The organism is Agrobacterium sp. 16-2014-1-2a (genome assembly GCF_053522705.1).
This window is the reverse complement of the sequence record NZ_JBNWBX010000003.1, coordinates 365427-380100: the sequence shown is the minus strand read 5'-3', so window position 1 is coordinate 380100 and position 14674 is coordinate 365427. Positions and strand designations below refer to the sequence as shown.

17 protein-coding genes are annotated in these 14674 nt (G+C 58.9%); 10 read left to right on the top strand and 7 right to left on the bottom strand.

Annotated features, from left to right (window positions below; genetic code table 11):
• Window positions 1–8 precede the first annotated feature (8 nt).
• The 3 genes from ACQZ45_RS13420 (at window position 9) to ACQZ45_RS13410 (ending at window position 1527) form a co-directional block, all read left to right on the top strand.
• Window positions 9–797: an N-formylglutamate amidohydrolase gene (locus ACQZ45_RS13420; RefSeq protein ID WP_448742282.1), complete on the top strand. Its 789-nt coding sequence runs from the start codon at window positions 9–11 to the stop codon at window positions 795–797.
• Between the two features lie 15 nt (window positions 798–812).
• Window positions 813–1118: a DUF1244 domain-containing protein gene (locus ACQZ45_RS13415; protein WP_038494246.1), complete on the top strand. Its 306-nt coding sequence runs from the start codon at window positions 813–815 to the stop codon at window positions 1116–1118.
• A 151-nt stretch (window positions 1119–1269) separates the two neighbouring features.
• The gene (locus ACQZ45_RS13410) at window positions 1270–1527 is read left to right on the top strand and encodes a DUF2312 domain-containing protein (RefSeq protein ID WP_006314683.1); all 258 of its coding nucleotides are present in this window, start codon (window positions 1270–1272) and stop codon (window positions 1525–1527) included.
• 69 nt (window positions 1528–1596) lie between these two features.
• On the opposite strand, the gene ACQZ45_RS13405 is transcribed toward ACQZ45_RS13410, so the two are convergent.
• The 5 genes from ACQZ45_RS13405 to ACQZ45_RS13385 form a co-directional block, all read right to left on the bottom strand.
• Entirely contained in the window at window positions 1597–2217 is a 621-nt protein-coding gene (locus ACQZ45_RS13405; RefSeq protein WP_448742281.1) for a tetratricopeptide repeat protein, read from the bottom strand.
• 100 nt (window positions 2218–2317) lie between these two features.
• Entirely contained in the window at window positions 2318–2443 is a 126-nt protein-coding gene (gene ykgO, locus ACQZ45_RS13400) for a type B 50S ribosomal protein L36 (protein ID WP_003497670.1), read from the bottom strand.
• Between the two features lie 139 nt (window positions 2444–2582).
• On the bottom strand, window positions 2583–3665 hold the full coding sequence (locus tag ACQZ45_RS13395) for a 5-(carboxyamino)imidazole ribonucleotide synthase (protein ID WP_448742299.1): 1083 nt from the start codon (window positions 3663–3665) through the stop codon (window positions 2583–2585).
• Window positions 3666–3682: 17 nt separating this feature from the next.
• Window positions 3683–4150, bottom strand: coding sequence for a 5-(carboxyamino)imidazole ribonucleotide mutase (gene purE / locus ACQZ45_RS13390; RefSeq protein ID WP_034501985.1), 468 nt, complete (start codon window positions 4148–4150; stop codon window positions 3683–3685).
• Between the two features lie 154 nt (window positions 4151–4304).
• Window positions 4305–4508 (bottom strand): YdcH family protein, encoded by a 204-nt coding sequence (locus ACQZ45_RS13385; protein WP_003511431.1) that lies wholly within the window; start codon window positions 4506–4508, stop codon window positions 4305–4307.
• Window positions 4509–4744: 236 nt separating this feature from the next.
• On the opposite strand from ACQZ45_RS13385, the gene ACQZ45_RS13380 reads away from it, so the two are divergent.
• Window positions 4745–4921, top strand: a complete 177-nt coding sequence (locus tag ACQZ45_RS13380) for a YdcH family protein (protein WP_003511430.1) — start codon at window positions 4745–4747, stop codon at window positions 4919–4921.
• A gap of 100 nt (window positions 4922–5021) precedes the next feature.
• Here ACQZ45_RS13380 and ACQZ45_RS13375 read toward each other — a convergent pair whose 3' ends face one another.
• On the bottom strand, window positions 5022–5786 hold the full coding sequence (locus ACQZ45_RS13375; protein ID WP_003511429.1) for a sulfite exporter TauE/SafE family protein: 765 nt from the start codon (window positions 5784–5786) through the stop codon (window positions 5022–5024).
• A 103-nt stretch (window positions 5787–5889) separates the two neighbouring features.
• Here ACQZ45_RS13375 and ACQZ45_RS13370 point away from each other — a divergent pair, with 103 nt between their 5' ends.
• The 6 genes from ACQZ45_RS13370 to ACQZ45_RS13345 all read left to right on the top strand — a co-directional run bounded on the left by ACQZ45_RS13370 (window position 5890) and on the right by ACQZ45_RS13345 (window position 12607).
• Entirely contained in the window at window positions 5890–6543 is a 654-nt protein-coding gene (locus ACQZ45_RS13370) for a thiamine phosphate synthase (RefSeq protein WP_003511427.1), read from the top strand.
• An 8-nt stretch (window positions 6544–6551) separates the two neighbouring features.
• Window positions 6552–7652 carry a tetratricopeptide repeat protein gene (locus tag ACQZ45_RS13365; RefSeq protein WP_013761840.1) on the top strand — a complete coding sequence of 367 codons (1101 nt, stop codon included), beginning with the start codon at window positions 6552–6554 and terminating at the stop codon, window positions 7650–7652.
• A gap of 164 nt (window positions 7653–7816) precedes the next feature.
• Window positions 7817–8617, top strand: a complete 801-nt coding sequence (locus ACQZ45_RS13360) for an inositol monophosphatase family protein (protein ID WP_003511424.1) — start codon at window positions 7817–7819, stop codon at window positions 8615–8617.
• Between the two features lie 200 nt (window positions 8618–8817).
• Window positions 8818–9837 carry a hypothetical protein gene (locus ACQZ45_RS13355; protein ID WP_003511423.1) on the top strand — a complete coding sequence of 340 codons (1020 nt, stop codon included), beginning with the start codon at window positions 8818–8820 and terminating at the stop codon, window positions 9835–9837.
• A gap of 2 nt (window positions 9838–9839) precedes the next feature.
• Window positions 9840–10871 carry a peptidoglycan -binding protein gene (locus tag ACQZ45_RS13350; protein ID WP_003511422.1) on the top strand — a complete coding sequence of 344 codons (1032 nt, stop codon included), beginning with the start codon at window positions 9840–9842 and terminating at the stop codon, window positions 10869–10871.
• Between the two features lie 89 nt (window positions 10872–10960).
• A complete protein-coding gene (locus tag ACQZ45_RS13345; protein ID WP_003511421.1) occupies window positions 10961–12607 on the top strand; it encodes an FAD-binding dehydrogenase in 1647 nt (548 codons plus the stop codon).
• Between the two features lie 11 nt (window positions 12608–12618).
• On the opposite strand, the gene ACQZ45_RS13340 is transcribed toward ACQZ45_RS13345, so the two are convergent.
• The gene (locus ACQZ45_RS13340) at window positions 12619–14418 is read right to left on the bottom strand and encodes an ABC transporter transmembrane domain-containing protein (protein WP_448742280.1); all 1800 of its coding nucleotides are present in this window, start codon (window positions 14416–14418) and stop codon (window positions 12619–12621) included.
• Window positions 14419–14674 lie beyond the last annotated feature (256 nt).

Below are 14674 nucleotides of genomic sequence, written 5' to 3'. Positions count from 1 at the left end.
AATTATCGATGAACGACTTCATACCCTATGAAATCATAGAAGGCGATTATGACAAAGGCATGGTTCTTCTGGCGGACCATGCCATGAACCTCCTGCCGGCACACTACGGCAAACTTGGCCTTCCGCAAACCGCTTTTCATCGTCACATCGCATTTGATATTGGCATTGAAGGGCTGACGCGCTCTCTTGCGGCCCGCCTCGGCGTGCCGGCCGTGCTTGGACGATTTTCGCGCCTCCTGATCGACCCCAATCGCGGCGAGGACGATCCGACCCTTATCATGAAGATCTCCGACGGGGCGATCATCCCCGGCAACCACCCGATTTCGGATGAGGAATGGCAAAGACGGATCGAGTTTTTTCATCGTCCCTATCACAATGCCGTCGATCGCGTGCTCACCGGTGTAGCGCAGTCGTCGGGGGAAGCGCCGCTTGTTCTGTCGCTGCATTCGTACACGCCGTTCTGGAAAGAAACACCGCGGCCCTGGCATGCGGCGGTTCTGTGGGACACGGATAATCGTGCGGTCGATCCGCTTCTGGCGCATCTGCGCGCGACCGGCGACATTCTCGTTGGTGACAACGAACCCTATGACGGGGCGCTGAAGGGCGATACCATGTATCGCCATTGCATGATGAAGGGCATACCGCATGCGCTTCTTGAAGTTCGGCAGGATTTGATCGCGGATGAGGAAGGGATTGCCGAATGGTCGGACCGGCTCGCTCCCATTTTCGCCGCAATGAACGACGATCCCATTTTGCATGAATATGAGCTGTTCACCTCTCGCACCGGCCCCTACTGAGCCTGGAGCTGCCCCATGACGACACCGAATGACAAACAGCAGATTGAATTCGAGGCCGCCGCATTTCGCCGTCTCGTCGAGCATCTTCGCGAGCGTCACGATGTGCAGAACATCGACCTGATGAATCTCGCGGGCTTTTGCCGCAATTGCCTTTCCAACTGGTATGGGGAAGCCGCGAACGAGGCCGGCGTTGCACTCACCAAGGAGCAATCCCGGGAAATCGTCTACGGAATGCCCTATGAGGAGTGGAAGGAAAAATATCAGGCGGAGGCGAGCGACGCCCAGAAAGCCGCCTTTGAGCAGAACAAGCCAACGGAATAACCCCCGAGCGACGGAAACGACTTGACGTGAGGCCCGTCAGTGGGCAGGTCACAGGCCGGAATTTTTGCTGCCCGGCTGGCGGCGACCGGCGAAGGCTTCGCCTGGATTTAATGAACAAGGCTCACCCGAGCTGCTACCAATGAAGGATGATATGATGGACGAAACGAGCACCACCGAAACCGTCGCCGCCGCCGAACTGCGTCAATTCATCGAGCGCGTCGAGCGTCTCGAAGAGGAAAAGGCCGCCATTCAGGGAGACATCAAGGATGTCATGGGCGAGGCGAAGGGTCGTGGCTACGATACCAAGGCGATCCGCACCATCATCCGCCTGCGCAAGAAGGACGCCAACGAGCGTATCGAGGAAGAAACCATTCTTCAGACCTATATGGCTGCGCTCGGCATGGAATGATCGGTTGACGGTCCCACAATGAAAAATCGCCGCTTTTGCGGCGATTTTTGTTTGGATCGTCTGCGATATTCAGCTGCGAGTGCCAGCCAGCTTTTCAGAAAGGTCAGCGGCCTCTTTGCGAGCGTCCTTGTCCGCGGGATAGAGCGCGAGATAGCGTTCCCAGGCTTTCAGCGCCAGATCGTCACGGCCTGAGGCTTCGAGGATGTTTGCAAGGCTTGCCAGTGCCGGAAAATAGCGCGGCTCCTTCTCCAGCGTCAGATTGATATCCGCCATCGCCTTTCGGGTGTCGCCATCCGCAAAATGCACCATGGCGCGGCGATAGGGCGCCTGCACGTAGTCCGGATCGAGTAAAATAGCCTGGTCGAGAAAATCGTAAGCGGCGGCGTTGCGCTTCTCGTCTGCGGCTTCACCTGCCCATTGCATCAGGAGATTGATTGTCGCGCTGCCGGAATCGTTCCATTCGGAAGCGATCTGGTTGGCAATGCTGCGCGCCTTGACCGCATTCCGCTCTTTTTTTAGCGATGCGAAAAGACTGTCAACTGTCTTTGCAGGTGAAGGCGCAGCCTCCATGGCTGCGGGAGGCTGACCATCTGCCGCATGACCAAGGGACGCCATTCCTGAAAGCAGGAGGCCCGAAAGCAGGAAACCCTGAGCGACGATGATAGCCGTGCAAAAACGATTTGGGCGCATGGGTTAAAGCTTAACCCGACTGCGCCCAATATCAAATGCAAAGTTCTGCACTGTCAACAAAGTGATCCGCGATGTGATCGCGAACCGCAGTGGCACTCAATCAGCCCTGACGAGCCTTGAAGCGCGGGTTCTGCTTGTTGATGATGTAGACGCGGCCCTTGCGGCGAACCAGGCGGTTATCGCGATGACGGGCCTTAAGCGCTTTAAGCGAATTCTTGATTTTCATTTTACTGGTCCGCAGTTTTGCACGGCTTTTACCGTGCTTATTCAAACAATCAAAAGCGCGCAACGGGGCGCGCTCTTTTCGGTTGGCAGGCAAATACCCGTTTGACCCCTGCCTGTCAACACTTCCAGACGTCTTTGCCTTAAAAGACTGAGGCTTTTCCTGTGTGCAAAAGCTCGGTCACATGGCCCATCTTGCGGCCGGGCCGTGCTTGTGTCTTGCCGTAAAGATGCACGAGACAGTCTTTTTTCGAAAGCCATGCTGGCACATCATTGATGTCATCGCCGATGAGGTTCGTCATGACGCAATCCGAATGGCGGGCCGTGCTGCCGGGGGCAAGACCGGAGACGGCTCGTATATGCTGTTCGAATTGCGAGACCACGCAGGCCGCTTCCGTCCAGTGGCCGGTATTGTGCACGCGCGGCGCCATTTCATTGGCAACGAGCGAACCATCTGGCAGCACGAAAAACTCGATGCCGATCACGCCGACATAGTCGAGCGCGGCCAGAAGCTTTTCCGCCGATTGCACGGCAACCGCCTTCGCCGCATCGGAGAGCGCTGCCGGCACGGTGGATGTATGCAGAATGCCGTTCAGATGAATGTTTTCGGCCGGATCGTAGCAGGTAACGGTGCCATCCCTGAAACGGGCGGCAATGATCGATATTTCCCGCTCGAAAGCGACGAAGCTTTCGAGGATGAGCGGCACACCACCGAGTGCTGCGAAGGCGCCTGCGATGTCCTCACCACCCTTGAAAAGCCTCTGGCCCTTGCCGTCATAGCCCATGCGGCGGGTTTTCAGTACACCCTTGCCACCAAAAGCGGCCAATGCCGCCTCCAGTTCTTCCTGATTATCCACGGCGCGGAAATCGGCGGTCGGAATGCCGCAACCGTTGAGGAAGCGTTTCTCCGTCAGCCTATCCTGCGAGGCGCTGAGAGCCTGCGGCGGGGGATAAACGGGAACTGAAGCGCTCAGCGTCTCGGCTGCGGTGACGGGTACGTTCTCGAATTCGTAGGTCACGACATCGCAAAGGCGAGCGAGTTCCGCAAGCGCCGTCTCGTCACCGTATTCCGCGACAATCTGGCTGTTGCAGACCTGCGCCGCTGGACAATCGGCTTGCGGTTCGAGAACGATGGTGCGGTGGTTGAGGCGCGCGGCGGCCATTGCCAGCATGCGGCCAAGCTGCCCGCCGCCGATGATGCCGATGGTGAGATTGTTCGTATTCATCGTCGTGTCAGAGGCTGTCACTGGGCGCTGTCCATGGGATATTCGGCAACGGCCGCTGACTGGCGCGCGCGCCATGCATCGAGCCGGTCTGCCAGGTCCTCGTCACCCAGCGCCAGAACCGCAGCTGCCAGAAGTGCGGCATTGATAGCGCCGGCCTTGCCGATGGCAAGCGTTCCGACGGGAATGCCAGCGGGCATCTGGACGATGGAATAGAGGCTGTCCTGCCCGGACATCGTCTTGGATTGTACCGGGACGCCGAAAACCGGCAGCGGGGTCATGGCGGCGGTCATGCCCGGCAGATGGGCGGCGCCGCCGGCACCCGCGATGATGACCTTGAAGCCTTCGTCTTTCGCGCCATTGGCAAAATCATAAAGGCGATCAGGCGTGCGGTGGGCGGAAATGATGCGGGCTTCGTATTCCACGTCCAGCGCATCCAGCGTATCGGCGGCATTCTTCATGGTCTCCCAGTCGGACTGGCTGCCCATGATGATGGCGACGGGGGGTGTCTCTGCTGTCACTTCGCTTCTCCGGCTTACAGCATAGGCGCAAAAATCGATTTTGATTTCTGCAAGGCACGATGCGTAAATTCAATAGATTAGAGCGTCTCGCGTGCATCCGGCAGGAAGCACGGAAGCCACTCTAGGCAATGATATCGGGAATGACCTGATCTTCGATCTGGGTCATCTTGTCCTTGACGGCCAGCTTTTTCTTTTTCATGCGTTGTATTCTCAGCGCATCGCAGTTGGTCTGGATCATCGCGTTGATCGCAGCGTCATAATCCTCATGCTCCTGGCGCAGCCGCGCCAGCGTAAGCCTGATGTCCGCCTGGTCCTGATCGGGCATCTTGTCATCCCCATTTTATGCCAGCCGGAGAGCCTCCGGCGCGTATGTCATCGGTCCTCGAGCCTCTATCATCAAATCGCGGTAACGGGAAGTTATCCCTTGCGACCAAATTGCCCACTTATTGCCTTCATTTCGCCTTCGACAAGACCAACGATCCATGTCACATTGTCGTCGCAAACCTGAAACTCCAGCGATGGAGAGCTGGAGGTAGGCTTAAAAATGGAAGGACGTGCCGCATGACCATTCAGGCTCATATTGCATCGCTCGAAAAGAAACACGGTGCTCTGGAGGAGGAGCTCGAAAGTATTCTTGCTTCCCCGTCCTCTGACGATAGAGAGATCGCCGATCTCAAACGCCGTAAACTGCGCCTGAAGGATGAACTACAGAGGCTTCGCGCCTCCACAAGGCATTGATTGATGCCATTCCCCAGCCTTCGATGAAGGACTGACGGATTCTTTTTCGGCCCTGGCGGTACGTGCGTGCTGCCAGGGCTTTTTAGTGGCCGCCTTGGGTCTAGAAAGGCAGCCCGTCCCACAGCAGTTTCAGCGCCGCGATCAGCGCCATGGTATACATCAGCGGGTAGAACACTGATGGTTTCAGATATTTCACCACCCTTGCGCCAGCAAGCGTCGCCAGCATTGCCACCGGCAACAGGCTCGCCGATGTCTTGAGGTTGGTTGCATCAAGCGCTCCCAGCGCGAAATAGGGAATGAGCTTGATTGCATTCATGATCGCAAAGAAACGCACGCTCATGCCGGTATAGGTCTTGGGATCGAGCTTCAGCGGCAGAACATAGATCTGGAAGGGTGGGCCACCCGCATGGGCCACGAAACTCGCATAACCGGACAGGCTGGACCAGAGTGTTGCAGCCACCGGACGCTGCGGTCTGGCCGGAATCTCCTGCCCTTTGCGGCTTTTGAAGCTCTCCTGGAAATAACGCAGTACGAACAGGATCGTCACCGAGGCGACGACGAGGCGCATGGCGTCTGCCGAGATGAGGCTTGAGGTCGCCCAGCCGAGAGTAATGCCGGCGATCGCGCCCGGAAGCATGATGAGGAGCGTTTGCCGGTGGTTGTGGTGCCGCCAGGCCCATAGCGCCACAAGATCCATCACGATCAGGATCGGCAGGAAGATTGCCGCCGCCTGCACGGGCGGGATGGCAAGCGCCATCAGCGGCACGCCCATCAGTGCCAGCGCACCGCCCAACCCGCCCTTGGAAAGGCCGACAAGCACGACTGCGGGGATGGCGACGAGGAAAAAATGAAAATCGGTCAGCATGGATGAAGGTTGATCCTTTCGCCGGTCCGGTCTATCGGATTTATCATATCAAAACGAGTGCAGATAACGCCGAAAGTGTCTTCTGCCTGAAATGGACGAACCGATGACCAAAGTTGATAACCGTTGCCGCCTTGTTCTGATCGTCCCGCAATTGGACGACGCGCAAAAGCAGGCGACAGAATTGCAAGAAGCACTGCGAGGCGGCGATGTGGCTTCGGTCATCATTCCGCAATATGATCTGGATGACGCCACTTTCCAGAAACGCGCCGAATTGATCGTGCCGATGGTGCAGGAGGCTGGTGCCGCTGCCCTTATCGCGGGCGACAGCCGCGTTGCGAGCCGGGTGAAGGCGGATGGCCTGCATGTGGCGGGCAATGCCGAGGCGCTTGCGGAGGCCGTGGAAAATTTCGCGCCGAAGCTGATCGTTGGCGGCGGCAATGCCGATGATCGGCATAAGGCTCTGGAGATGGGTGAGTCCAATCCGGACTACGTGTTTTTTGGAAAGCTCGAAGGCGACATCAAGCCGGAAGCGCATCCCAAAAATCTGGCACTCGGCGAATGGTGGGCATCGATGATCGAGATTCCATCCATCGTCATGGGCGGCACCGATATCTCTTCGGTGGTTGCCGTGGCCGAAGCCGGCGTGGAATTCGTGGCGATGCGCAGCGGCGTTTTTGACAATGCCTCGGGTGCTGCGCAGGCCGTTTCTGAAATCAACGCGTTGCTTGACGAAAAAGCGCCACGGTTTGACGGTTGATACAGGCGATGTTGATGCGCTCGGTTCACGTCTGCCTTTCTATTTCGCTGCTGGCGCTGTCTTTCGGCGCGCCGGCGGGCGTCGCTTTTGCCCAATCCGGACCGCAAAGCGAAAGCAACGCGCTTTCCCGCCAGTTGGAGGATGAGGCGCAGCCTTCCCGTCAGGGCAGGGTGCAGTCCGAAGAGCAGAAGGACTTGCAACCGTCGCAGGGCGTCAACGTCTATCAGCGCATGGGCGCGGACCTGCCGGCCTTGCCGCCTGAAAAGGAGTTCAAGGGCCGGGTGGATGAGGCCTATGGGCATTTCCAGCGCGGCGAATATGTCCAGGCGCTCGACAAGGCGCTCAACCGTGCGCAGAACGGCGATGCGGCCGCCCAGACGCTGGTGGCGGAAATGATGTCGCGTGGTCTCGGCATCGCCCGCGACGAAAAGACCGCGGCCTTCTGGTACCAGCAGGCGGCACAGGGTGGCGATCCCGTCGCGATGTTCAAATTCGCCCTCATTTTGATGGAGGGCAAGTTCGTTACCCGCGACAAGGCGAAGGCCGACGATTACATGCACCGTGCGGCGGAAGCCGGCAATGCTTCGGCTCAGTTCAACTGGGGGCAGATACTGGTTTCGGAAAATCCCGGCGTAAAGGGATTACTGATGGCCATGCCGTATTATGAAAAGTCCGCCGAGCAGGGCATTGCCGACGCGCAATATGCGGTGTCGCAGATCTACCACTCGGTCAAGGATGTGCCGGCCGAAAAGAAGGCCAAGGCGCGCGATTGGCTGACGCGGGCCGCAAAGGCCGGCTACGATACCGCGCAGGTCGATCTCGGCATCTGGCTGGTCAACGGTTTTGGCGGCGAGCGAAATCTGGATGAAGGCTTCCGCTGGCTTTACGGTGCTGCGCAGCGCGGCAATGTCGTGGCGCAGAACAAGGTGGCGCATCTTTACATTCAGGCGCTCGGCACACGGCCCGATCCGGTGGAGGCGGCCAAATGGTACGTGCTTTCCCGCCGCGCCGGGCTGAAGGATCCGTCTCTCGAGGATTTTTATCTCGGGATCACCGACGAGCAGCAGAAAAAGGCTATCGAGGCGGCAAATCGTTTCCGTCCGATGTGATGCAAGGCCGGTTGTTCGGCGCCAGCGTGCATGTGCAGGCTTTTTGCCTTGAATTTCCGCGCGTTTTGTGGTCTTGAACCGCAAACTTTCAATTCAAGAAAATAATGACGTTCCTGCCCGGCTAGCTTGCGGGTGGTTCGCAAGCTTTCCAGGAAACAAATTCGATGGCACGTTCAGCCCTTCTCAATGTGATGGTTCAGGCCGCCCTCAAGGCGGGTAAGTCTTTGTCGCGTGACTTCGGTGAAGTGCAGAACCTTCAGGTTTCGGTCAAGGGACCGAGCGATTTCGTATCGCAGGCGGACCTAAAGGCTGAAAAGATCGTGCGCGACGAGCTGATGAAAGCCCGCCCCACCTACGATTTTCTGGGTGAGGAAGGCGGCGAGGAAAAGGGCAGTGATGGTGCGCATCGCTGGATTGTCGACCCGCTGGATGGCACGACCAACTTCCTGCACGGCATTCCGCATTTCGCCGTTTCCATCGCGCTCGAGCGTAACGGAGAAGTCGTAGCCGGCGTGATTTTCAATCCCGCGACCGACGAACTCTACACCGCCGAGCGTGGCGGCGGCGCGTTCCTTAACGATCGTCGTATCCGCGTTGCCGCGCGCAAGGCGTTGACGGATTGCGTCATCGGCTGCGGTGTGCCCCATCTCGGTCGCGGCAATCACGGCAAATTCCTTGTCGAACTTCGCCATGTCATGGGTGAAGCAGCCGGCATCCGCCGCATGGGTGCTGCAGCACTCGACCTTGCCTATGTTGCAGCAGGTCGCCTCGACGGTTTCTGGGAAGCAGAGCTTTCGCCGTGGGATATGGCGGCCGGTCTGGTGCTGATTCGCGAAGCTGGCGGGTTCACCTCCGACGCCAAGGGCGGTGCGGATATCTTCGGCAGCGGCAGTGTTGCTGCCGGAAACGAATATATCCACAAGGCACTTGTGGAAGTTGCCAACCGTCCGATTCCGGGTCGTTGATCGATTTCGGCAGAAAACCTGCCGTTTAATCCAGGTTTTAGGCGCCCGGCGAACTATCGCCGGGCGTTTTTGTTTTTTCGGTCTTCGGTCAAGCCGGCTTTCGTGAAATGCCTGTGACGAAAGACAGGCTTTTCGCTTCAAATCGTCGCAATTTTCAAATAGCGTCCGGTTGATACGTGACCGAAGGGAATGCGAACGTTATGGCGGATTCGGAGTTGCTCGATCTCGGCGTGGAGAAGCCGGTGACCACACGGCAATACAGCCACAAGCTGTCCAGCCCCACACCGTTTCTGTGGACGATGGTTCTGTTTCTGATCCTCGTCGGCTTTCTGGCGGCCATTCTTTACCGGCAGGCGCACACGGCCTTCATGACGAATCCGGGCTTGAACGGCTTCATTCTCGGCGTTCTCGTCATCGGCATCATTCTGGTATTCACGCAGACCATGAGCCTGCGTTCGGAAGTCCGCTGGTTTAACGCATTCCGGGCCGCCGGCAGCGCCGAGAAAGTCGGCCGCGCTCCAAAACTGCTGGCCCCCATGAGCACGTTGATCGGCAAGCGTGGCGAAGTCCGGCTTTCTGCAGTTACGCAGCGGACAATTCTCGATTCCATCGCGACACGCCTTGATGAATCGCGCGATACTTCACGTTATCTTGTCGGCCTTCTGGTGTTTCTCGGCCTGCTCGGCACCTTCTGGGGTCTGATCGGCACCATCGGCGCCATCAGCAATGTCATTCAGTCGCTCGATCCCAGCGCCGGCACCAGCAACGATATTCTAAGCTCGCTCAAGACCGGTCTCACCGCGCCGCTTTCTGGCATGGGAACGGCGTTTTCCTCATCGCTCCTCGGCCTTTCAGGCTCGCTGATCCTCGGTTTCCTCGATCTTCAGGCCGGCCGTGCCCAGAACCGTTTTTACACCCAGCTCGAAAACTGGCTGTCGTCGGTGACGGATACGTCGGCGGATGGGCCAAGGGAATTCAACGCTGAACCCGGCGCAATGGTCAGCACTGAGCGCTCGCTCGCCGCCATGACGAGTCTTGCTGAAGGCATTCAAGGTCTGGTCAAGAACATGCGCAGCGAGCAGCAGATGTTGCGTGACTGGATCGAGGCGCAGCAGGAGGAATCGAAATCGCTTCGCCGCACGCTCGACCGGTTGTCGACTCGTATCGACAGCGAGACAAAATCTTCCGGACGCACCCGGCACGATAACGGGAGCGAGTAGCCATGGCGCTTGCGCGCAACCGCCGCCGCGACAGGGGTGTGGATTATTGGCCGGGTTTCGTCGATGCGCTGTCGACGCTGCTCATGGCCATCATGTTCCTGCTGACGGTCTTCGTGCTGGCGCAATTTGTTCTGTCGCGGGAAATTAGTGGCAAGGACGAGGTGTTGACCCGCCTCAACAGCCAGATTGCCGAATTGACCGAACTTCTGGCCATGGAAAAGGGCAGCAAGCAGGATATCGAGGACGCGCTGGCGAGCCTGCAATCAACCCTTGCCGCATCTGAAAGCGAGCGCTCACGTCTGCAGTCGCTTCTCGATGCGGGATCGGGCAACAATGCAAGCGCCAATGCCCGGATTGGCAGCCTGACCGGCGAGCTGGATGACCAAAGACAGGCCAATTCCCGCGCCTCCGCACAGATTGAATTGCTCAACCAGCAGATTGCGGCGCTCAGGGCGCAGATCGCATCGGTGGAAGCCGCCCTGCAGGCGTCGGAAGCCAAGGATACCTCATCACAAGTCAAGATCGCCGATCTCGGCCGCCGTCTCAATGTTGCGCTGGCGCAGCGGGTTCAGGAACTCAACCGCTATCGTTCTGATTTTTTTGGGCGTCTGCGTGAAATCCTCTCGGATCGCGAAAACATTCGCATCGTCGGCGACCGCTTTGTCTTCCAGTCCGAAGTGCTCTTTCCATCCGGTGGTAACGACCTCAATCCGCAAGGGCAGGCGGAGATGGAGAAGCTGGCGGCCGCGCTGATCGATCTTGCCAAGGAAATCCCCACCGAGATCAACTGGGTTCTGCGCGTGGATGGCCACACGGACAATGTCCAGCTTTCCGGGTCCGGTCGCTTCCGTGACAATTGGGAACTTTCCTCGGCACGCGCAACCTCCGTGGTGAAGTTCCTGATCTCCAAGGGTGTTCCGGCCAACCGGCTGGTCGCTGCCGGTTTCGGTGAATATCAGCCGATTGCCGAAGGCGACACGCCGGAAGCACGCCAGCAGAACCGCCGTATCGAACTGAAGCTCACCGAGCGCTGACACCTTAAGCCGTATCATAGCGGTTGCCTTGAGCTGAAAGTGAATTTACGTTCGCGTAAACGTAATTCTGTCGCATCTGGGAGGAGCTGATGGAGCGATATGATGTGATCGTTGTCGGCGCGGGGCTTGCCGGTCTGGTCGCAGCGACAGAGGCTGTTGAGCGCGGTTTCAGTGTTTGCCTTGTGGATCAGGAGGGGGAGCAGAACCTTGGCGGGCAGGCCTTCTGGTCGCTGGGTGGTCTGTTTTTTGTTGATAGTCCCGAACAGCGCCGAATGCGGGTGCGCGACAATCTCGATCTTGCAAGGCAGGACTGGTTCGGCTCCGCCGGTTTTGATCGCCTGGAAGATCATTGGCCGCGCCGCTGGGCGGAGGCTTATCTCAATTTCGCCGCAGGCGAGAAACGTCAATGGCTGCATCGGCTGGGCATGCGCTGGTTTCCCGTGGTCGGCTGGGCCGAGCGTGGCGGTGCCCTTGCTCATGGCCACGGCAATTCCGTTCCACGTTTCCATGTCACCTGGGGCACTGGCCCCGGTGTGGTGGCGCCTTTCGTTGAAAAGGCAAAGACCATGACGGCAAGCGGTCGGCTCACCTTTCGGTTCCGCCACCGCGTCGATCATCTGGATATCACTGACGGCAGGGTGACGGGCATTTCCGGTGTTGTTCTTGCCAGGGATCCGGTGTTGCGCGGGCAACCAAGCAGCCGGGAAGAGCAGGGTGATTTTGTCCTTTCGGCCTCGGCGGTCATCGTCAGTTCCGGTGGCATCGGCGGCAATCAGGAACTGGTGCGGCGCAACTGGCCGCTGGAGCGGCTGGGCAAGCCCCCCGCGACCATGGTCTGTGGCGTGCCTGCGCATGTGGATGGCCGTATGATCGCCATTACGGAAGCTGCGGGCGGAACGGTCATCAATCGCGACCGTATGTGGCATTATACCGAGGGCGTGAAAAATCACGATCCGATCTGGCCGGACCATGGCATTCGTATTTTGCCCGGCCCCTCGTCTTTCTGGTGCGATGCGGATGGAAACCGGCTCGCAGCTCCCGCGATGCCGGGCTTCGATACGCTCGGCACGCTTAAGATGCTGGGCGAACGCGGCAGCGGTCACAGCTGGTTCATTCTGACCAAGGCAATCATCAAGAAGGAATTTGCGCTTTCTGGTTCGGAGCAAAATCCGGATCTGACGGGCAAGGATGTGCGGCTACTGCTCAAACGGTTGGGCAAGGAGCCACCGGGGCCGGTGCAGGCCTTTATGGAACGCGGCGAGGATTTCGCCGTCCGTGATACGCTGGAAGAACTCGTGGCGGCGATGAATACCATAAACGGGGACAATCGGCTGAATATTGACCACATCCGCTATCAAATAGAGGCCCGAGACCGGGAGATCGAAAACGGTTTCAGCAAGGATGCGCAGGTTACGGCGATCCACGGAGCGCGGCGTTATCTTGGTGATCGGTTAATGCGCACTGCAAAACCACATCGGTTGCTAGACCCGACAAAAGGGCCGCTGATTGCGGTGCGCCTGCATGTGTTGACGCGCAAGACGCTTGGCGGTTTGCATACGGACCTAGAGGCGAGGGTGCTGGACGCGGCCGGCAACCCTGTTCCGGGCCTTTATGCTGCCGGAGAGGTGGCAGGCTTCGGCGGCGGCGGCATGCACGGATATAATGCGCTGGAGGGCACATTCCTCGGCGGTTGCCTGTTTTCGGGCCGTGTCGCGGGGCGTAGCGTGCTGGCTTAAGCCCACACGGCTCACGCTTGAGCGCGCAGTTCGTCCGGCCCGGTCTGGAATTGCAGCCGGGCAAGTCTCGCATAAAGGCCGTTCTGGCGGATAAGGCTCTGGTGCGTGCCTTCCTCGATTATACGGCCCTCATCCATCACGAGAATGCGGTCGGCCTTCAACACGGTGGCGAGGCGATGGGCAATGACGATGGTGGTGCGGGTTTTCATCAGCTCATCGAGCGCCTTTTGCACCAGCGTTTCGCTTTCGGCATCCAGTGCGGAGGTCGCTTCGTCAAGAAGCAGGATAGGGGCGTTGCGCAGGATGGCGCGGGCAATGGCGATGCGCTGGCGTTGACCGCCGGAAAGCGTTACGCCGCGCTCGCCCACCTGCGTGTCATAACCATCGTTCAGCCGGGCGATGAAGCTGTCTGCCTGCGCGGCGATAGCGGCCGTGCGCACTTCTTCGCGTGTCGCAGCCGGCCGACCGAATGCAATGTTATCGTGGATGGAGGAGGCAAAGATCGCCACATCCTGTGGAACAATGGACAGTCGCGCGCGCAGATCGGCAAGGCGGACATCGCGGATATCGACGCCATCGATGGTGATGCGGCCCTCCTGCGGATCGTAGAACCGCATCAGCAGCGAAAAGACCGTGCTTTTTCCCGCCCCGGAAGGGCCAACGATGGCGACGGTTTCGCCGGCATTGACCTTGAAGGAGAGCCCGGAGATGATCGGGCCACCGGTTGCGAGTGGATAAATGAAACCGACATTCTCGAATGCCGCTTCGCCGCGCGGCGGCTGAACCATCGAAACGGGTGCTGACGGCTCGGCAACGGGCGAGCGCTCGTTCAGCAGTTCGGAAAGCCGTTCAGCCGCGCCGCCCGCCTGCGCCAGTTCACCCCAGACTTCTGAGAGCTGGCCTAGGCCGCTTGCCGCGATGACCGAATAAAGCACGAACTGGCCAAGCGTACCCGCCGTCATGCCGCCGGACAAAACGCTTTGCGCGCCATACCAGAGAATGCCGACGACGCTGCCGAAAACGAGCGCGATGGCGACGGCGGTGAGGATGGAGCGGGCGCCTATCGCTGCGCGCGCACCCTGATAGACTGCTTCTACGGAGGCGCCGTAGCGGGCATTTGCAAGCGCCTCGGCGTTAAAGGACTGCACGGTGCGGCTCGCCCCGATCGTTTCCGAGGCATAGGCGGCGGAATTGGCCAATGTGTCCTGCGTATTGCGGGAGCGGGCACGAACCGAGCGCCCGAAAGCAATCAAAGGAAAAACGATGAACGGGATGGCCAGGAGCGCGAGGCCGGAAAGGCCGGGGCTGGTATAGATCATCATCGCCACCGCGCCGCAGCACATGATGATGTTACGCAGCGCAACGGAAGCTGAGGAACCGAACGCCGAGCGAATCTGTACGGTATCCGCGGTCAACCGCGAGGTCAGCTCTCCCGAGCGGTTGGCATCGAAAAACTGTTGGGACAGCGTGGTGAGATGAGCAAAGACATCCCGGCGCAGATCGGCAACGACCCTTTCGCCGATGGTCATGACATAATAATAGCGCATGGCGCTGGCGAGAGCGAGGAGGACAGCAATGGCCAGAAGCACGGCGAAGTAGCTGTTGATCATGCCACCGTCCGGCGTCTGGAAACCGTGATCGATGATACGGCGAACGGCAAGCGGCAAGGCAAGTGTCGTGGCGGAAGAAAGCACAAGCGCAAACAGGGCCGCCGCCATCAGGCCGCGATAACGCCTGAGATACGGAAACAGGCCAAGCAGCGGCTTCAGGTTTCTCTGTTTAGCCGCTTTCTGCTCTTCAATGTCTGCCACGTCCGCTACACTCCTCGTTCCGTGCCGTTTTTCGGCCTTTTGCGGGTGAATTTCCGGCACGCGGTAAAATTCTAGTCCCTGCGGCCATCTCCTTTCACAAGGGGATAGCAGGCTCTTGTTATCTGGGCGACCTTCATGTATAGGCTCCGCATCGAATTGGGAAGCCATAGCCCATCAGGACTATGGCTTCATTTATTGAAATGGCTCAGTTGACGCAATTGCGGCAAATGGACCGCACGTCACTTAACCAGGAAGA